This window comes from Bacillus sp. Cr_A10 (assembly GCF_029222665.1).
Lineage (GTDB): Bacteria > Bacillota > Bacilli > Bacillales_A > Planococcaceae > Psychrobacillus.
Genome location: NZ_JARHXR010000001.1, coordinates 90,045 through 110,864 on the forward strand (window position 1 = coordinate 90,045; position 20,820 = coordinate 110,864).

General features: G+C 38.5%; 14 protein-coding genes. 2 read left to right on the forward strand and 12 right to left on the reverse strand.

The features are described from left to right. Positions 1-7: 7 nt before the first annotated feature. The 3 genes from P2Q73_RS00480 to P2Q73_RS00490 all read right to left on the reverse strand — a co-directional run bounded on the left by P2Q73_RS00480 (position 8) and on the right by P2Q73_RS00490 (position 3,638). Positions 8-1,264, reverse strand: coding sequence for an MFS transporter (locus P2Q73_RS00480; RefSeq protein ID WP_275782718.1), 1,257 nt, complete (start codon positions 1,262-1,264; stop codon positions 8-10). A gap of 557 nt (positions 1,265-1,821) precedes the next feature. Beyond that, positions 1,822-2,511 carry a GNAT family N-acetyltransferase gene (locus P2Q73_RS00485; RefSeq protein WP_056828981.1) on the reverse strand — a complete coding sequence of 230 codons (690 nt, stop codon included), beginning with the start codon at positions 2,509-2,511 and terminating at the stop codon, positions 1,822-1,824. Positions 2,512-2,525: 14 nt separating this feature from the next. Continuing rightward, positions 2,526-3,638 (reverse strand): mandelate racemase/muconate lactonizing enzyme family protein, encoded by a 1,113-nt coding sequence (locus P2Q73_RS00490; protein ID WP_275782722.1) that lies wholly within the window; start codon positions 3,636-3,638, stop codon positions 2,526-2,528. A gap of 92 nt (positions 3,639-3,730) precedes the next feature. On the opposite strand from P2Q73_RS00490, the gene P2Q73_RS00495 reads away from it, so the two are divergent. Then, a complete protein-coding gene (locus P2Q73_RS00495; RefSeq protein ID WP_275782725.1) occupies positions 3,731-4,975 on the forward strand; it encodes a transcriptional regulator in 1,245 nt (414 codons plus the stop codon). A 59-nt stretch (positions 4,976-5,034) separates the two neighbouring features. On the opposite strand, the gene nhaC is transcribed toward P2Q73_RS00495, so the two are convergent. The 9 genes from nhaC to P2Q73_RS00540 form a co-directional block, all read right to left on the reverse strand. Then, on the reverse strand, positions 5,035-6,477 hold the full coding sequence (gene nhaC, locus P2Q73_RS00500; protein WP_481747123.1) for a Na+/H+ antiporter NhaC: 1,443 nt from the start codon (positions 6,475-6,477) through the stop codon (positions 5,035-5,037). Positions 6,478-6,579: 102 nt separating this feature from the next. Further along, positions 6,580-7,683, reverse strand: a complete 1,104-nt coding sequence (locus tag P2Q73_RS00505) for a M20 peptidase aminoacylase family protein (protein WP_275782728.1) — start codon at positions 7,681-7,683, stop codon at positions 6,580-6,582. A gap of 30 nt (positions 7,684-7,713) precedes the next feature. Then, complete coding sequence (locus P2Q73_RS00510; RefSeq protein ID WP_056828989.1) at positions 7,714-7,908, reverse strand: YwbE family protein; 195 nt, start codon at positions 7,906-7,908, stop codon at positions 7,714-7,716. Positions 7,909-8,071: 163 nt separating this feature from the next. After that, positions 8,072-9,076 carry an NAD(P)-dependent alcohol dehydrogenase gene (locus P2Q73_RS00515; RefSeq protein ID WP_275782734.1) on the reverse strand — a complete coding sequence of 335 codons (1,005 nt, stop codon included), beginning with the start codon at positions 9,074-9,076 and terminating at the stop codon, positions 8,072-8,074. A 277-nt stretch (positions 9,077-9,353) separates the two neighbouring features. Next, positions 9,354-10,097 (reverse strand): hypothetical protein, encoded by a 744-nt coding sequence (locus P2Q73_RS00520; RefSeq protein ID WP_275782736.1) that lies wholly within the window; start codon positions 10,095-10,097, stop codon positions 9,354-9,356. A 508-nt stretch (positions 10,098-10,605) separates the two neighbouring features. Continuing rightward, positions 10,606-13,215 (reverse strand): winged helix-turn-helix domain-containing protein, encoded by a 2,610-nt coding sequence (locus P2Q73_RS00525; protein ID WP_275782739.1) that lies wholly within the window; start codon positions 13,213-13,215, stop codon positions 10,606-10,608. A gap of 1,314 nt (positions 13,216-14,529) precedes the next feature. Then, positions 14,530-16,098, reverse strand: coding sequence for a DUF2357 domain-containing protein (locus P2Q73_RS00530; protein WP_275782742.1), 1,569 nt, complete (start codon positions 16,096-16,098; stop codon positions 14,530-14,532). Then, positions 16,095-18,743 carry a hypothetical protein gene (locus P2Q73_RS00535; RefSeq protein ID WP_275782745.1) on the reverse strand — a complete coding sequence of 883 codons (2,649 nt, stop codon included), beginning with the start codon at positions 18,741-18,743 and terminating at the stop codon, positions 16,095-16,097. Before P2Q73_RS00535 ends, P2Q73_RS00530 begins: the two co-directional genes overlap by 4 nt. Positions 18,744-19,008: 265 nt before the next feature. Then, positions 19,009-19,893: an HNH endonuclease gene (locus P2Q73_RS00540; protein ID WP_275782748.1), complete on the reverse strand. Its 885-nt coding sequence runs from the start codon at positions 19,891-19,893 to the stop codon at positions 19,009-19,011. A gap of 231 nt (positions 19,894-20,124) precedes the next feature. On the opposite strand from P2Q73_RS00540, the gene P2Q73_RS00545 reads away from it, so the two are divergent. Next, the gene (locus P2Q73_RS00545; RefSeq protein WP_275782752.1) at positions 20,125-20,820 is read left to right on the forward strand and encodes a hypothetical protein; all 696 of its coding nucleotides are present in this window, start codon (positions 20,125-20,127) and stop codon (positions 20,818-20,820) included.

A 20,820-nucleotide genomic window follows, 5' to 3' on the forward strand; every position in this document is an offset into this window, starting at 1 on the left:
AATAAATTTACTTGGTGTTTTCTGGATAAATAATATCCGATTTTAGCATAAGGTTAATACTCCTTCCATTCGTATCAAACCCTTTTTTCCAAGAGAAGATAACGAAGATAGAAGAAATAACTAATAAACTACTAAGAACAACCATACAAAGAACAATTAAACCGGAAGATACCATTCCTGTAAATATAGCAAGCAACACAATTCGGAGTAATAATCCAATGGATCGGAACAGACTATCCACTCTACCTATTATGTCATTCGGAATATTGTCCATTAAGAAAGAGTTTCTTGCAACCCTTGCACCACTATTTCCTAACGCCAGGAAAAACATCAGTGAAAGATATACAGGAAGGTTTACAAATACAATCAATGAAATAGCTATTGTATAAGTAATCACTCCAAAAATAATGGTCTTTTCATTTCCTGCCCTCCTTGCAAGTGTGGGAACAAACATTCCAGCGGCAACTGCTCCCATCGCATAAATCATCCCTTCTAATCCATACACACTTGCATCAGCCTTTAGTATATCTACAAGATAAACTGGAAATAAGTAATTTGTAAGCATTACTCCGATAAACGGCATAAATGAGAACACGAGAAATACAAACATTATTGGATGCTTCAACATATATGTAAGTCCATCACTCGCTTTAGACTTTATCACTTTACCGGTTTTATTCACCTTAGCCCGTACATAAGGAAGTTTCATGTAATAATAAATAGCTGCTCCATAAGATAATACATCCAATAATAAAATATAGTGCAAATCCCACTTCAACAATAAAACACTAGCTATCCCCCCAGCAATCATGCTTGAGAGCTGTCCTTGCACTTCCATTATTCCATTTAAGGATTTGTATTGATCCTTTTTAAAGATTTCTTGATTTAATGCGAACATAGTTGGATAGAAAATTGTGTAGTATAAGCTTCCAATGATATAAATGATAGTAAAATGCCATATTTCATACGATAAACCAACAAATCCAATCATCGCAAAAAATAATAGGAGAATAAGACATACAACTTCACTTGTTAATAGCAAGGTTTTTCTAGATACTTTATCCACTAAATTACCAACAAACGGTGTAATGATAAAGCTAATAATAGTCATCCCTATGGATACATATCCAAATACAGCATTTCCATTTTCACTTGATACGAGCATCCATGGAATAGCGATCATCGTTATCCCAGATCCAATAGATGAAGCAATATTCGCACATATAATTAAACGAAAACGAGAATCGTTATATAAATTTTTCATCCTATTTCACCCCTTAGCTCTCCTTATATTTTCACTATAATGGAAATTGCCAGTTTCGGATTCAGTCATAGGTCTTGATTGGACTTCATACATTTGACTGAATAGAGGGTTAGAAAAGTGCTAATCGAGCCTTTAAAAACATACCTGTTTTCAATGGTTTCTGGAGTGCTTTGGACAGACTTGAGCTACATCGTTATCGTGTGAATTTTTGATGGGGAGGGTCGTGACTAACGTCATGACCCTCCCCTCTTTTCGATAATCTTGTGGCAGTCGTCTGTCCGTTGCCCTCCTGCAACTTTTGGAGACGTATTCATAGCTTTTTGGATAATGAAAGAATAGATGCTATCCTATTCATTTTGTAAGCTCCAGAAGATGCAATTTCGGGAGCTATCCTCCTACACTATTAGGTAAGTGCTTACCATTCTTCTGGAATTCGCTAATAACAATACATTCAGCATGGTAGGTAATAATAACTTTAGCTCAATACTTTTCAAGATAAAAAAGCACTTAGTGTATTTTTACACTAAGTGCTTTCCTATAGATTTAGTTGATTAAACTTATAAATACGTTCCTTTTTTCTCGTACGTTACATACCAGTCATCATCTTTATACAAAATACTTGTTCCAATCCAACCTTCTGTAAGTAGCTGTTGTTGTTTTTCTATGTCACCCATATTAATTTCTAAAACTTCATTACTTACTTCACGGTCTTCGTGCAACTTTTTATAAAATACATAGCGCAGCATTTCAGCATACTTATTTTTTAATGCACCAATTACCATTCCTTGGCTTAGCTTATCCTTTAAGCTTGCAATATTAAATGGCGCTACCGTTGCGCACACATGTGTATATGGAGAGGCATCTAAAAGCTCCATAACAATTGCTCCAAGTCTTTTTTGCAAACCAAAGCCTCGGTAATTAGGAAGGACATTTGTGATTTCTTGATAGACGACACTGTCCAGTTGCTCTGTAGTAAGACCAATATCATAACCTAAATGATGTTCGTCTATTTCTGGAATTGCCAATGCACGGAATGCGATTAATTCCTTTTCTACAAAAACCCCTACCATTAGGTGATTCGAGATAGAATCTTCAAATTCTTCCTTTGTTACTGGCGATAAAAAATCATTGTTTTCGAGCGTTTCTAAAACAATTTCTTGAATGCTTAAAATATCTTCTATACTGTCTTTTGTTAATACTCGGACTACATATTCTTTGTCCCCAAGCATTCCATTCCATTCTTTCATAAAAACACTTCCTCTTACTTTGTTACTTTTGTGGAATACTCTGTTAGCTCTTGTAAAATTGCTTCATCAACTTCTATACCTAATCCTGGACGTTCATTTAATTTAATAAAAGGAACATCATATTGTAGATTCCCGACATCTTTAGAAAATTTTAAAGGGCCAGTTAACTCTACACTCGTAAATGTTTTTTTAGAGAATGCTACATGAAAACCTGCAGCTGATCCTATGGAGGATTCAACCATTGAGCCTATTTGGCATTCGATACCGGCCATTTCTGCCATATGCGCAAGTTTCATTGCTGGATAAATACCACCGCATTTCATTAGTTTAATATTAACTTTATGTGCAGCTTTTTTCTCGATTAATTCGCGCATATCTCGAAAGCCCCTTAGACCTTCATCCATCATTAGTGGCGTGCTTGTTTTTTCTTTAATCTCTACCATGCCATTGAAGTCATCTGCAACTACCGGTTGCTCTAGCCAATCTAAGCCCGTAGTCTCTAATTGACGCATAGCAGTAATAGTGTTCGAACTATTTTTCCAGCCTTGGTTCACATCTACACGTATTGCGATCTCGTATCCTACCTTCGCGCGAACTGCTTGAATACGTTTTACATCAGCTTGAACTTCTGTGCCTACTTTCATTTTAAACGATGAATAGCCTTCCTTCATACGTTTTTCCGCTTCTTCTGCCATCGATTCTGGTGTTCCAATGCTTAATACATGTGTAATAGGAAACTTCTCGTGATAGCGTCCGCCAAGTAGCTGATATACCGGCACCCCTAGTTTTTTACCTACAACATCATAGCAAGCAATGTCGATTGCTGCCTTTGCTGCTGGTGTTTGATAGACTGCTTTGTCCATCTTTTCATGTAAACGTTCAAATTCCATTGGGTTTTCTCCGATTAACAATGGTGCTAATGTATTCTTCAATATGGCATATGTACTTTCCCAAGTCTCACCTGTTACATGCTCATCTGCTACGGCTTCTCCGTATCCTATTAAACCATCATCGGTTGTTAACTTTACAATAATTGATGGCATATCTTTATACGTATGATAACTAATGATAAATGGTTCTATTAATGGTAATCTAATGGCATATATTTCAATTTCTTTTATTTTCATCTAAATCTTCCTTTCTTCTTTACAAAAATTAAATAGTTGTTTATAGTTGTCGTTAAATAGTCGCTTAAAAAATAAAAAAATGAGGTGGAAGCATGGTTACCCGGATTGCAGTCTTAGGTTCTTATAATTTTATCGAACGTTTAAAACATTTGGAAGTTGAGCTACCTTCTATCCATATGGATTATTATATGTACAAGACGCCGATTGATGCAGTAGCCATAATACCAACGATAAAACCATGTGATGCAATATTTTTTTCCGGGTCACTTCCGTATGTTTACACTAAGGATGCGAGAGAACAACTGCCTATTCCTTCTCATTATCTTCGTCAAGACGAAACTGCTATTGCTACAACACTTTTATCTATTGGTTTTTCCAGCTCCATTCCAGTATCAAAGCTTTCAATCGACTTGATCGAGCCACAAAGTGTACAACATGTTCTAGAGGATATTGGCCAAATGGATGAATATCCGTTTATGATGAAAATTGATCCTACTTTTGATTTGAAAGAAGTTGTTGCTTTTCATGCCAATTTGCAAAAAAATGGTGAAGTGAGCCTTGCGATAACAAGTATTCATGCTGTTTATCAGCACTTGCGCGAAAATAATCTATCGGTCATTCGTATGATTGACCCTAAAAGTTCTATAATAAAGGGACTCGAAGAAACAAAATCGATGGCTCTTCTTGCAAAAAGCCAATCAGCTAAAATTGCTGTTGGATTTATTCAAACAATTGACGATAAATTAATATCAGATGATACATTAAAGAAAATATCAAGTTCTATTCAAGCAAGTTTTACTAAGGGTGAAAAGGATTTATACATGCTTTATTCAACTCAGGGTGACGTTCAAAAAGCTTTTGTAAACAACTATATAGACACTTGGTTTGAGCTTTCTTCCTCTCCACTTAAGATTGCCTTTGGATTCGGTAAGACAGTTGTAGAAGCTATGAAAAATGCAAAGGATGCTCTTACCTATACAACAGAAAACTCCGCTTATGTGATAACGGATACGAAAGAATTATTAGGACCTTTCCCAAACAATCAAAAGAAGGTACATCTGAAAACGAATGAACCTAAAATAGCTAAGTTAGCTAAAGAAACAACATTAAGTCCAGCTAATATCTCCAAAATAATGCAGTTCAGTCGTTCACGCACTTCCGTTGAATTTACTGCATATGATTTAGAGGTCTATTTACAAGTTAGTAGACGCACAACTGAACGAATCTTAAAAAAGCTCGTAGATAATGATTATGCTCGAATTACTGGGGAAGAAATGACCTACCAACAGGGTCGACCACGTGCCATTTACGAGTTGAATTTCCCTACATACTTATAAGAAGTTCAGACAAATTGTAAAGAAAGGAAAGTTCACTTTTGCTGAACTTTCCTTTTTTCTTATGACTCTAATGAAGCTTCTCTTTTGTTGATTTCTGCAATATCTGCTTGTGTTAACTTTTGGATCGTAAAGCCTGTCATCGCATAACAAATAGATAATAGTGGCACAACATAGTTTAAAATTGCATATGGCGCATACTCAAATGCACCTACACCTAGAGTTCCAAGAATAAACACTCCACATGTATTCCAAGGAATAAAGACAGAAGTAAGTGTCCCTCCATCCTCTAATGCCCGGGATAGATTTTTTGAATGTAAGCCCATTTTCGTGTAAGCTTTTGAAAACATACGAGCAGGAACAACGATTGAAATATATTGCTCTGAGCAAGTCGCATTTGTCGTGAAACAAGCTACAATCGTTGCTGCTACTAGTGTACCTGCTGATTTTGCTAGTTTAAGAATTTGATTCATAATCGATTGGAGCATTCCCGAATATTCGAGTATTCCCCCGAACGTCATTGCAACCAGTGTCATGGAAACCGTATACATCATGGAATCTAATCCACCACGATTAAATAAATCATCTACCATAGCATTTCCAGACTCAATAACATATCCACTTTGAAGTGCTCCAATTGCTTCCGCAAGAGAGCCACCTTGTACAAATACTTGCGCTAAAGTCCCTAAAATAAACCCTACGACAAGTGCTGGAATTGCCGGAACTTTCATCACTACAAGCGCAATTAGCGCAACCGGTATCAATAGCAACCAGGGAGAAATAACAAAGCTTTTTTCTAACATAGATATCGTTTCTTGAATACTGCCTTGATCAAGGTTACTTGCTTTGTATTTCGTACCGAGAAAACCGTAGACAGTTAGAGCAATGATTATCCCAGGTATAGTTGTATAAAACATATGTTTAATATGCACAAATAGTCCTGTGCCAGTAAGACCTGCTGCTAGATTTGTTGTATCAGATAGCGGTGACATTTTGTCTCCAAAATAAGCACCTGAAATAACCGCACCTGCTATAATTGGAGCAGGAATTCCCATGCTTAATCCAATACCCATCCCAGCAACACCGACAGTTCCCATCGTTGACCAAGAACTACCAATTGCTAAAGAAACAATCATACAAATAACGCAAATTGTCACTAAGAAAAAGGCTGGTGTAATTATTTTAAGTCCATAATAAATCATCGTAGCAATTACTCCGCCACCAATCCAAGCTCCTATGATTAAACCTACCAAAATAATAATAACTACAGCTGGTAAAGCAAGTTTAATCCCCTTGTACATCATTTCTTCAATATCATCCCATTTAAATCCATGCTTCCATGCAACAAGCGCTGCTACTGCTGTTCCAATAATTAATGGAATATGTGGCCCTTGTTCTAAAACAACAATTGTTACTATCATTACTGCAATCATTACTAATAAAGGAGTGATCGCCCAAAGTAAAGACATTTCTTTTTTTGCTACAGCATTTTTCTTTTCTTCCATCCCATTTCCCCCTTGTCATATTATTTTGACAATTCTTAATTGACGTTTAATAGTCGTTAATAGTCGTTAATAGGCTAATAATAATGCCAAATGATTGTCACGTCAATAGTTTTTAGATATTCTTGAAAGCGTTTCCGCCAGAACATTTGCACCTAATAATAGCGAGTCATGATTAAACGTCATATTTGGATGATGTAATCCCGGAGAAAGATCTGATCCAATACCTATCATGGCAGCTTTTAATTCAGGATATCTAATCGTATAAAAATGGAAATCATCGCTTCCGGAGGTAATTACTTCATCTGCCAGTTTGTCTTCTCCCAGTACATGAATGATCCCTTCTCTTGCTATTTGAGCAGCTTCAGGTGAAACCTCCGCACCAGGTGTTATATCTTGCCACTCCCACTCAATTTCTATATCAAATAGTTTTTGTAAAGCATCTAGATTTCTATCTATTTGGTCTTTCATTTGAAATAAAATAGTATTTTTAGCAGCTCGAACATCTATCGAAAACGAAGCATTACCAGGAATAATATTCGCATTTTCGCCACCAGCTTGTATCTTTGTTAACTTCGCAGAGTATGACTCAAATGGTGAGAAGTAGATATTTTTTAATACTTGGTGGATAGCAACTGTTACATCAATTGCATTTTTCCCTTGATGCGGCCTAGCACCATGTGCATCTACTCCCTTAATTTGTCCTTCTAAAAACATTGCCGCTCCGTGATGAATTGCAGGTGAGACTTTTCCAAACGGAAGTTCTTCAATAGGTCGTAAATGCACACCAAATAGATGAGTAACATCCTCTAGTGCTCCTCTGTCAATCATCGCATTTGCGCCATTGCCTTTTTCCTCTGCTGGCTGAAAGATAAATCGGATACGCTTATATAATTTTTCATCTTTGAGTAACAATAAAGCACCAAGTACCATGGAGATATTTGCGTCATGTCCACATGAATGATTTGCTCGAAATACCCCATCTACTTCCTGCCATAGTGCATCAATGTCTGCTCGAACTGCTATCACTTCTTCGCCTTCACCGATCTCTGCTAGTAATCCAGTTACATCATCAAATCGGCGATAGTGAATATTAAGCTCATCTAGGATTTCTGCAAGCTTGTTAGTCGTTTCATATTCCTTCCAACTTATTTCCGGATTTTCATGAAAGTGATGAAACCATGATAATATTTGTGATTCTACATCCATTTCTTGTAATCTTCCTTTCCTATTTCTGATTTATCCTATAATTTCACAAACCCTACCTATTTGTCCATCCTCTAATCGTACTTTAATTCCATGTGGATGGAAGGAGGCATTCGTTAATAAATCTTTCACGACTCCTCGAGTTTTTTCCCCTGTACGTTGGTCTTTTTTTAATATTATGTACACTTCTAAGCCTGGTTTTATATCTTTTCTATTTTGTCCATTCATTTGGATTCACCTCTTTTTGTATCGTACCACGTTCATGCTAGTCTTACACCATTTTGTAAGATAAGATGGGACGATAGGCTAACAATAACGACATTACCACTTACATTAAGAAACAATATAAAAAACCATTTAAAAGATAGGTTCTAAATGGTTTCTTTATATATTAATTCTGTTTAGTGTTCTTATTTAACTTTGTTTTTTCTAAATTTATGATGACATTTCCCTTCTTGTGACCTTTCTCGACATACCTATGAGCCTCAACTATGTCTTCAAGTGGATAAGTTCGGTCAATCACCACTTTTAATTTCCCTGCCTCCACGAGTTCTTTGAGGTAGTTTAGAGCTTCCGAAGTTTCAGGTGAATTTTGGCTTAATATTATTTTCTTGTTGCTAGTTAATTTAGTCCATAGCATTCGTGCACTTGGTAACGGTTCATTAATATTTATATAAGTGCCAACCTTCTTTAAAGATTTCATACATGCTGAGAAAGAAGTCTTGTTTACAGCTTCAAAGATAACATCATAAGCCTCACTATCACTCGAAAAATCTTCCGACGTATAATCAATTAACTGATCAGCTCCCAAAGATTTCACCCATTCTAAATTTGCTGTACTGCATACCCCTGTAACATGTGCTCCTAGGTACTTGGCAATCTGTACAGCATAACTTCCTACACTTCCTGAAGCTCCATAGACAAGGACCTTTTGTCCGCGTTGAATGTTAGCTTTTCTAAGAAAAAACAAGGCTGTCCGTGCTCCAATTGGAATAGCTGCTGCTTCCTCAAAAGTTATATTGGAGGGTTTAAGACTTACTGGTCCACTTTCTGAGAGACACTTATACTCAGCATAAGCACCAAAACCCTCTAGAGATGCTGCAAAAACATGGTCACCCTCCTTAAACAGTGTGACATCTTTACCTACTGACTCAACTTCACCAGCTAATTCCATTCCCAATATAGATTTTTTGGGACCTTTAAAACCAAGCGCTATCCGAGCAAACAGCCAAAAAGAAAGAGGAACCTTGAAACTCCGTGCCCGAATATCTGCCATTGTTACGGTTGTCGCTTTTACTTTTACCAGTATTTCATTTTCCTTTGGAATAGGTTTTTCTACTTCTTCCAGTTGAAGAACATCAGGCGAACCGTACTTCTTATACACAATAGCTTTCATTTTGTCTCCTCCAATTCATTGATACACGGATAAATAAGAAAAATGTTGGCGGAACTCATCCTTATTCTATTGCTTTCAAAGATCCAAACTCTGATAGCCTGTAAAACCGCTTTCCTTTAGGCTGACCTCATTGGAGCTGGGAAACACTGGCTGATTCCGTAGTGGCTAGAGGGGGTTGACCTTTTTCGAACAGTCCATTCGGCTACAGCTAGCTTTATCACCCATCCCGCACCATTCAATACAGCTCGGCTGAGTTCACTCGGCGGATTGCTCTCAGCTACAGATTATTGGAGCTGGAAGCTTCTATGCTAGGAATGGATTTCGATGCATTCTCTCGTCGTTCAGACCAGAGCGCGTATCCCAACCAGGCCAGACCTATCCCAAGCGGTACCGCCGCTATCCGGTCGAGCGGGTGTGGGAGCAGTGAAACCACGATGGCCGATACTGGCCCTCCAGAGGCAAACAAGCCTGTCGCCCAGCGCGGTAGGATACCGGCGCGGAGCATCGCCAAACCAAACAGCGGTCCCCCGATCATATACAGTACCCCTACTAGCGTATAAACACCTGCGAGAGCCCCAATGTTCACCTCGCCGGTAGACCCACTGGCGAGTGCCAAGAAAGTCTCAACGACCCTTGGTGCCTCGGTCAGCAACAATGGCGAGATAAATGCTTCAGTGAAGTTAAAGCCCAATGTGAGTGCATAAAAGAGGCTAAACATGAGATAGCCGATCAGACCAAGCCAACCTGCCTCTTCCACTTGCCTAGCGTAGATCCCCGCAATGCCGAGCATGCCGAAGAGGCACATGACGATGCTCAAGTAGTGGACGATTGCCCATCTTTCGGTGGTGACTGACGAAAGAATATCAGCTGGATGGATAATCTGAATGACTATGAAAAGGCACCCTGCCAGCATAGCTGTTAAACCAGCCCATTGGATGAGTTTTGAGGTTGTAATCTTCATTTTGTTCTCCTTTGATTTAGTTATTTGTCGAACCACTGCGGTCTTGCGATTGGCGTTCATGAGTTTTTCTCCTTTGTCGAATGATTGTTCTTGGTTTGGATATTAGCTACCAACACGTTCACCTGTTTAAGTTCAATTTGATTGACCGAAATCAATGGCAAGGCAAGATCACGCACTATCCTCAGTAAGCCATGTAGCGCAGCCTGATCAACCACAGGGCCTGAAAGAATGGTTGTTTCGTCACTTTCGTAGATAAACTTAGGCCAGCAAATTTGTCCATCCACCGGGGATTCAAGTGTCCCTTAAGGTCAATTTCATAAAATTTAGATTCGCGGTGATCCTCCGTTAATGCTTTTTGATTCATTCATTATTCACCTGCTTTCTCTGAATGCAATCCCATAATGTTGTATGTTCCTTTCAAAATCTAGGTTACACGTTGAAGTGGTGAGTTGGCATCACTACATGTGGTGATTGGTGTGGTGATTTATCTATTGGAGGGTGTGAGAATAGAAAAAGCCTCGGCAGATTCGATAAAACCTGCCGAAGCGTGGATGTTAGTTAATACTTGCTAGAACAAATCGAGTTCCTCGGCCCTTCGTACTGCTGCCCGACGATTGTTCACCTCAAGCTTGCTATAAATGTTCTTTGTGTGAGTACGCAAGGTGTTCAAGGACACTATAAGTTGTCGTGCTATATCCGGTCCACTTAAGTCAGTTCTAAGCAACCTTAGAACTTCATGTTCACGTTCACTCAGTGGTTCACTTAATACTTGTTTGGAAGGCGTTCTATCCTCCTTCTGACCAAAGGCTGCAAGTAGTTGGTGAGCATAATTCGGTGCTATCCCGTGTTTCACTGCCACTTCTAGCAATTCCGCCATAGGCTGACCTTCGTCTAAGAAAATCCGGACATAACCCTCTGGTTCAGCTTGGGTTAGGACGCGGTCCAGTGGCACAAGCGCGGCAGGGATGTCGCCTTGGAAATAGTAAGATAGTGCCTGCAACACTAGTATTTCATTCGAGCTTCCCGTTCTCCCACCCTCCTCTGCTGCTTCGAGAAGACGTTTAAGAAGTCTCATCGCCTCAAGCAAAGAGCGGTCTGAACGATCTCTCGTAAACCGAGCTAAAAACAATCTTGCCAGTGTGATATGCTCGAATTCGCGCATGTAAGTAAGTTCATCTTGGCCAGATAGGCCCTGCTCCCGTGCCCAGTCGAGGGCTTCAACAAACCTACCCTGTTTTAACCATACCCGTGTCTTTACTGCTCCTATAGGTCGTACATTTGGAAAAAAATCACTTACATACAGTTGCTCTGCCTCAAGGAGCAACTCAAGAGCGCCTTCAAGATCTCCTTTGGCCTCAAGTATTCTAGCCATTGCAACACGCCAACGATGCTGATTTGGTGGAAACCCGGTCCGCTCACCCTCCTCCTTACTTCTAAGCAGATGCTGCGTGGCGGCATGCAGTTCGTTATACTCACAGTAGAGCTCACTCATTCCCACGTACATGTTTGCGGTTCCACGCGGTACAGGCTCACCATGTTCCTTCGCAAACCGCAATCCCTGCTCATAGGAACGAATTGCTGATCGAAGTCGTCCTTGAGCAATTCGTATATTAGCAAGTGCGAGTGAGCCCTCGATTGCGTCCGAGATCGCCCCGGACAGCCTTACACTAGCCATGCCATCTGCAAATGTCCTGTGCGCCGCCTCAAGATACCCGCTAGTCCATAATGCGAGTCCAAGGAGCCCAGCCGCTGCCCCGTACCGAAGATGGTCGTCCTCATGCACAAGCTCGAGCACACGTCGAGCATATTTTATAGTAGCGTCTACGTCACCGAGCGCCTGTGCATGCGCAGCACGGTACACGGCGATCGTACTCTGTAGGCCACGAAATTCCTCCTCATTGATGATAATCATCCCAACTAAGGCGTTAGGCTGCTGGTTTGTTGTCGCCTCTAGCCACCGTTCGGCAGATTTTAGACGGTCCTCAACGTCTTTGAGCTCACCACCAGCCAGCAAAGCCCAGGCATACACTACGCTGAGTACAGGTCTACAGTTTACCAGTTCATCAGGAAGAGCCTTCATCCATCCCAACACCGCAACACCCTGTCTATTTCTACGCATTTCTGGCCAAGCTAGCTCAAGAAGGTTTGCTGTCCGGGCAAAATCCTTTGCCGCCAGCCCATGGCGGATTGCATCTGCCTCAAAGCCATGCTGCTCATACCACATACTCGCACGCCGATGCAGGATAACTACCTGATCGGGTTGATCCTCTCTTAAATGCGCATAGAGAACCTCGGCAAAGAGGTGATGATAGCGATACCATTGACGCCTGTCATCCAGAGAAACAACAAAAAAGTTGCCGCGCTCCAAGGCATCCAACCGCGCGTTGCCATCGTCCTGGCCAGTAACGACATCACACAGAGGGCCATGCAACCGATCAAGAATAGAGGTCTGAACTAAGAAGCTCCGGACATGGTCAGGCTGACGCTGAAGAACCTCTTCGACCAAATAGTCTAATATGTACCGATTGTCTCCAGTAAAAGCCCTTATAAACGCGGAATTATCATTACGCCCCTGCATCGAGAGTGCTGCCAGCTGGAGTCCTGTAATCCATCCTTCCGTACGTGTTTCTAATGCAGTAATTTCTTCTGTCGAGAGACTAAGGCCCATCATTTCATTTAGGAACACCGCTGCTTCACCGGATGTAAAACGTAGGTCTGTGGCACGCAACTCGGTCAAATGTCCCTGGGCACGTAACCTGCCCAGCGGAAGCCGTGGATTTTCACGCGTGGCAATGACAAGGTGTATCTGTGGAGGTAGATGCTCAAGCAGGAAGATAAAGGCATCGTCTATCCACTTTGAATCAATAACATGATAGTCGTCAAGAACGAGTACGAATTTGTAAGAAATAGCTGAAATTTCATTGAGAAAAGCCGTCAAAATAGACTCCGTTGACGGCATCTGTGGGGAGTTGAGCAAACCAACTACGCCTTCTCCCATATTCTCATCAATCGACTGTAATGCAGCTACAAGATGAGTAAAAAAACGTATAGAGTTGTCATCTCCTTCGTCCAGCGACAGCCATGCGACAGGACGCTCACAATTGGCAATCCACTCGGTGACCAACGTAGTCTTGCCAAAGCCAGCTGAGGCTGAGATAAGCGTCAGCTTGCGATCCAAACCACTGTTCAGCCGCTCGATTAGGCGCGGTCGGAGGACAATATTAGTCCGTGGCAAAGGGATATAAAGTTTAGTGGTTAAAATCGGAATATTCATACATTGATGATAACACGAAAAAAAACTTCAGCCCACAATATTTCAACATAATTGATTGCCGCATCCGGTGACTTTATATCTATAACTTCAAACTTAATTTTTCACCATTGCAAGATACGTCAACAAAAGCATTTTGCTATTCAGGCTAGTTGGTTTAGTTGTTTGTGGAATTGTAATCACGGAACTAATCAACCAATAGCTCGAAAGACTAACACTAATTTAGGTTGCTATATCATGAAGCCCTTGCCATTACTTGAATATCCTTATGCGTCCTCTGTTTTTGGAAAATGCATATAGTACATGCTATACTAACATCTGTTTGCAAAATAAGGTGCGATTATTTTACAAAAACAGTAATACCAACGCTTTATCTAACACTTATCATTTTTATGTCTATGCAAAATAAGGTTTTAAAATGAAATTTATTGGGGCTAATTGGGGCTAAATTTGGGGCTAATAAAAACTATATAAATGGCGGCGTATGTACAGGAATGTGTAAGTGTAATTTGGAAAAAAAGCACCTCTTTTAGGTGCTATAAATATTAATCAAGATGATATATTCTTTACATCATTCCCGCCCATCACTTAATTCCAAAAATGAGGACAAATATATCTTCTGTTCCCCAGTTAAATAAGGTTTTTAAATTAATATTATTCAAATCTATATATGCAATAACAAAAAAGTGGTCAAAGTTTTTCTTACATTATGGATATGGTTTCCCAAGATGAACTGTTGTGGGAATGATATAACGACCCGTTTTTAAATGGGGCATTCATAGGGTGCTTATAGGGTGAAAATTATGTGGTTTATTCTGTATAATACGACAGCTTCTAAACAGCACATATCTCCTTATTTAAGTACATCGAAGCTAGTTAAAATCGTAAACATATTAAGGTAGCATTGGTTATTTAACGCCAGGTGCATTCGAAAAAAAGTGCCGTGCAGCAGTAAAAAAACTAGGTTGAAAGAAAAACATCCCTTCGCATTTTTCGAGCGCAACCACCAGGCATTTTCCGCTTTACATCCCGAGCAGGCGGTCAAAAGATCTTTTCACTTTAACGGTCTACTCGGGATGTGGAACATTCCATAAATGGTGATTGCGGTGAATTTAATTTTTTGTTTCCAAAATCTTGAAATAGGTACTATTATAGTTAATAAACTTAATTCCCTAAATTTATTTATCACCGATATCGTCAACAATTATTCCAACAATTAACTTATCTAAACTGTCTCCCTATTTTCCCCTCTATTATAATAGATTGAATGATTTGATCCAGATGGGTGTTGTCTATATCAATCATAAGATGTACTACACCTATACCACCATTCACTATAGGATCTTCAAAAAATTCGTCTTTATATCCATCCGCTGCTGGATAAAGTGCCAAAGCTAACCTTGTGTTATGAATAGCGTCTTTGTATACATGCATTTTATGGATATCTTCTATTTTATAAGTATCTGAAAGCTTATATTTCGCATCAAAATGATACCATTGCTCATGCCAGTAAATACTTATATCCGGACGAAGTTCAACAGAATATGACTCACCTGTCGAAAAAGTTTTATTGTAATAAAGTTCTAAAGTTTCTTCACCAAACAAATATGTGATTTTGGGAATTTTCCCTAAATAAACACCTGTATCAGGATTGGAATTAAAGATACTAACTATGCTTGGGTTGCCTATCACCCTGCTGAGCGCTTTTTCGATTTCAAAGAAGCACCACATTTCATAAATTTTATCTATGCTTTTTGTTTCAATTCTGTTTTGTAATTCTTCTTTAGTCATTGGATATCCAATTCCCTGAATAAATGTTTGATAGAACACAAACCATTGCCTATAGCCTTGTCTTCTTTGCAATATGGTACTATCACCAAGAGTATTAGTGAATGTCAGACTAACCTCTTTCATCAATGATGTTTCCAACTTATTTTGTATATCTTTTTTCATTGCCTGGTTGATACGATGGACATCGTCCAATTGATGAATGGACCTGAGTTTCATCTGTTTTCTTAAGTAGGTGTCAAACCACTCAACTAACTCCAAGTACTGAATAAGCATATTCTTGATAAAACGGTTCTCCTTCGTGTCATACGATTTTCTTTTTACAGATTCATCTAGTATCTTAGGGAAGTAAACTGATCCATTTCTTGCAAGCTTTCTTGCAACTTCCTTGCTTGCAAGAGGATGGTTTCCTCGTAACTCCACAACATTTCCCTTTTGAATAAAACGGTTCCAGCTAGTTTCGTCTACACGAGATATTTTCCAGGGTTCTGTACTTTGATATTGTGAAATTATCATAGTATGTGGTTCTTTCACAATGGAGTCCCAAGCGTCTTTTAATACAGTGGAATGGAATAACTCTTCCCGCAGTAAAATCCATTGATGATATCTAATGAGTGAATGGTTACCCAAGTTTTTCTCAAATGATTGATTTGCAACGGACAGTGAATAAAAAGGGAGATTTGAAGCCTGTTTACTTACCTCTTTGTAAAGGTACTCAATCTGTTTCTTATTCCACTTTTTCGAAAGTACTTCAAACAATTTTCCAAATAAGTTGATACTCCCCACATAATTGCTTAAAGACAGTGTATAAAAAGCACCGAAAGAGGATTTCAATATGGATGTGTAATTTGCTTCAATAAAAGTCTTTTGATCTTTGGTTAGTTCCTGTTCAAATTCGATTCGATAGACTGACTGATCGAACAACGGCTGACCATCTTTTAATACTTCTCCTTCTTTATCAAATAACCGAAAATTAACATTTATACTTATTTCCTGATTCATTGAATGAAATTCCCATAACCTGTTCTCATGATCTGCCTGAACATCCCTTGGACTTTCTTGGCTGAAAGAGGAAAACGGAACAAGGAAGCATCGTAGTCTAGATCGATTGCGCTCAGTGTCCCATCCAACTTTTCCACTAAACAAAAATTAAAAAGCTGATGTAACAGTGGCTCAAGTTGTGTTCGATTTCCATGAATTTTTGGTAGGATTTTTTGCAGGATCATGATATCCAACGCAGAATCATCCTTAAATCCCCCATAATTTTGGTTTTCTACAATAAATGTGAGGATTTCATCAAGCACTCTATAACCGAAGGCATACCCTTGATTCATCATGAATTGTTGTAGCTCTTCCAATAGACTTACCAGTTCCATGTTGTTTGGACTGTGCATAAACTCTTTTCTATATAACGTTTTATGATAAGTACCATGATTAGTGAACCATGAGGTCTTCTCTACTAAACTTAAACTTTGTGTCGCGTTTTTTACCATGTTTACAACTGTAGTGTTCTGTATATATGCAGAAAAGTCCATTTCATTACACTCAATGATATGTGCTCTATCCAACACCTTGGGACTAAACATATAGGTTGTTTCATCTATGTTAACCGTTCCAATCAGGTATAGATTTTTCGGTATTTCCATCGTTCTTGGAATATCGTAGATCATTCCGTTTTCATCAACGAATGTAAGTTCATTTTCTTCCTCGTGCAAAACAAGTTTCTCTTGAATTATTTCCCCGAACTCATCGATTCTTCGACTTTCGAGACAACTTAGAAAATCAGAGAAATAATACTCAACTTTAGAAAGGTTCATTTCGTCTAGCAATACGAAAAAAGGCAACTCTGGATTTGCTTTGGCCCTGATCATGATTTTGAGCATTTCAGTAACCCGATACTTTTGTATTATTGGATTATAGAAACCCAGCAATCCATGATGATCCAACCAATCAGGACGAACTGATATAAAAGTTGATTGGTGCGGTTTGACAGGGTTAGCAGCATAAGAAATCTTGCTGAATTCAATGCTATTTCCACCATCGTTAATTTTGATATATATTTTGCTTTCAACGACAAAGTTTTCTCTTAGCCACTTCATAAATCTTTTTCGGAACCCAAGACGTATGACACCTGTTCTTTCTTCTTTAATCAAAGCCTTTTCCATTTGACCCTCAAAAGAAAGCGAAATTTCTGCTCCCACCTGCAGATTGACTATCTCCAGGAATTCAGCCATATATTGAGGAACAATCATTCGCTGGTAGTCAAAGTTATACGGATTAAGTTTATATTCAAATACACTCAAGGGTGCAGCAATAAATTGATCCGTAGATTTATCCATAAATTCAAAAAATAGTTGCGCTATCTTAGTTTTACCCGTTCCTGATATACCGGATAAAATGACAAATGGCTTTGACTTCAAGGAATAAATAAATCTCATAACAAGTTCTTTACTAAAGAAAAAACCCCTGCTTTGAACAAATTGATAAAAATCCTCAATGAAAGGACTTTCTTTAGGTTTGCCAAATAACATTTGCCATTTCTCCTGTCCATTCGGAACTTGTTCCAAGACTGCTTTCTCGATTAGTTCAAGTTTTTCATTCGTTATTGGAGAAATCGCTTTGACTTGGAACATATTTTCATCGAACGTTACAGAGTCTTTGATGACCCAATCTACTTTCCGCGTATGGGGATAGTCATCACCTTCGTGTAAAATATATTCATAATTACCGATGACTTTTCCAATACCTTCAATCTTTTTGAATCCGTTATTAGCTATAATCACATCACCGATTTGAATATGCTTGTAAAATGACCATAGGGTGTCACTATTATTGATCGGTTCCGGTAAATTAGGATAAATTAATTTGTATGCATCTATCATTTTCTCTTTTGTTTCGTACTTATTTAGATCGCCGAGTTCTTTCCACTCAATAAAGATATTACTATCTTCTTGAGCATGCCCCCAAAATTCGGCTTTTCTCCCAGGAGCAATTTTCCATACATTTAACAATACATTCACATCCTTCTCTTCATTTTCAGGTATTACAGGCAGTCCACAAAAATTAATCAACTTCGAATTGCGGTAATGAGCCTTGAGCAAGGTCGTGAGCAATATATTAGATACAAAAATATTCACGGTATCAATAAAAGTACCTTCGAAAAGGTCCCATACACCTAGATGTACTTTAGAACTTTCAATTTTCAAATCTTGTTCTTTGAGAAGGTCTAAAGTGAAGTCCCTGCGTAAATAATTTTTCTCTTGCCCATCTCTTAAACTGTAGGTTACTGAACTTAAAAAAGGTACTTGTCCCTCTTCTTCGATGTCTATTTTAGGAAAATATCTCTTCAAACTAATTTCATGATGGTATTGATCCTCAATATATCCGATTATGTAGTAGGAACTGTTATTTGAAAAAAAGTTCCTGTTCCACGATCCAAGTCGGAGACGAAGTAAAGTCTTGCGATCAATCCCGTTATCAGACCAAGTTGATTCAAAAATTAGCCACCGTGTTTCTTGATTTTCATCTTCTTTTCTTTCTAAAAACTTTACATGAACCGAACTATCTCTTAACGTATAACTCATATCCGTATATTCACAATTCCATAACTCATGATAAATTTGTTCTGCAACTTGAAAATCTTTCATTTCTACCTCCGATTGAGATTAGACAGAAAAACAGTTCTACCAAAATTAATATCATCTAAAATATACCATTTTATCAATGGATAAAATGGTTTTTAATTGTTTAAGAGTAATATTAGTTATAAGTAGAAATATAAGAACATTGCTACAATCTACGTATCTTTAAGACTTTGATAATTCTTCCACAGTCACTACTTGAGATTGCACAACATCTGATATAGATTTTGGTTCAATACACTAAGTTTATATAGTCCATCTATAACATCTATTAAATTAAATTTTGATTATGTTCCTCCATATAAAACAACTGCTTTTGAGTTAACTCAACTCGCATTTCATCATTTACATTCATAAATATGCGAACCGTTTCATCTAATGTTTGCGATATCATAATCTTCCCCTGCATATCAAACGAAATTAACTGTTTATCAAACAACGCATCATGATTCGGACATAGCAATAATCCGTTATTCACATCAAGTCGTTCTTCATTTGTAGAAGTGCTCCATGGTTTTATATGACTCGCAATCAAAATCCGTGGATCTGTTACACCACATAATGCACATTTACATTCACGTTCGATCAGTAACCTTTTAAACTTCCCTTGGCCAATACGTGCTTTGATCAAACGTTCTTTTTCAGTTTGTGTTATTGGCAGATTTTCAACTTGCTGAATTTCTTTAAATTCTTCTTGCAGCTCTTGCTTATCATTCGCTCCAGATGTTAGTTTCGTAAATTTGGCATTGCCATCCTTTAAGCGCAGTGGAAAAATCCAAACAAGGCGCTGTCTCCCATCTTGATCCTTCTGTTGTTCCTGATATGGCTCACCCACAAGCTCTACTTGCCCTCGATATGTATATTCCCTTGGCTTCATTACCTCAAAGAAATGAATCTGTACTCCATTACGATCTGATTCCGCTAACGTCAAATTTTGCCCGCTCATCTTCTGATCGCCACTCTGGCCCATACCTGTGTAATGATAAATATTCCCGACAACCCGATCATCATAAAGCTTCGTCTTATCTGAAATAAGCGTCAATGTATTCGTTCGATTCGACTTACGCATTCCTCCCTGCGGGGCACATAAAAACACCTCACAAAGCCGCTGATTATTTACTACTTCATTTATTGCTACCGGACGTGTCATCGACATAGGAAAAAGCCTCCAAATATATTTCATTTTCGTTATTAAACCCATTGTACTATAGTGGGGAATATTAGGCTTTAGTAGGTTGAACAGTCTTGAGTCATGAAAGAGTTCCCTCAATTACTTATCTAATCAACACCACTATACATAACTTAGACAGGCAATTCTTAAAAATAGGGATATTTTATCTTAGTAATTAATACCCTTTACAGTAGTTATTTTTACGGAGGTGTTGATTTGTTAAATGTGCAGTCTTATTCAGTAGAAAATTTTTTAGACTCAATCTGTGACTTGAGCTTCTTGCGCTCTAGGGGCATAGAAATTAAAAATGATTATCCAGAATTACCTTATTTAATATCAAAGTATAAAAAAAGAATAACAGAAGCATCAAAAACACCTTCATTGGAAGGTTTAAAAGTGCCTAGAAACGGAGAAGTACTTTCTGAATTACTGAACACAAAATCCCCACAATACTTTGAACAGATAATCATTTTACCGGTTGGGGACGATTATTACACTGTTTGTTGGAGTGTTCAAAAAGCAAAGGAGGTAATCAAACGGCACAACATTCAATTGATAAACTTTATCACAAAAGTTGTAGCAGACGGAGTCCCTCCAGGTGCAGTAAATACGGCATATTTAGAACAAGCTCTCATTAATAATGAACCTGTGATCGTAATTAAATATCCGCTTTTTTCAACAAGAACACAATTTATAGTTATAGATGGTAATCACAGAATTATTAGTAGATTGCAGAATGGTGACAAATATGTAAAAGGTTACTTAATCGATTCTGAACTTCAAAATGAAGCGCTAGCTGGTGAGTTAGATAGGATACTTTATGTGGTCCATTACAACATTTGTGCAATTATTAACTACGTGATCGGGGACATCACCAAGAGCCAACTTAAGAGAGGACTTTTACCCGTCTAA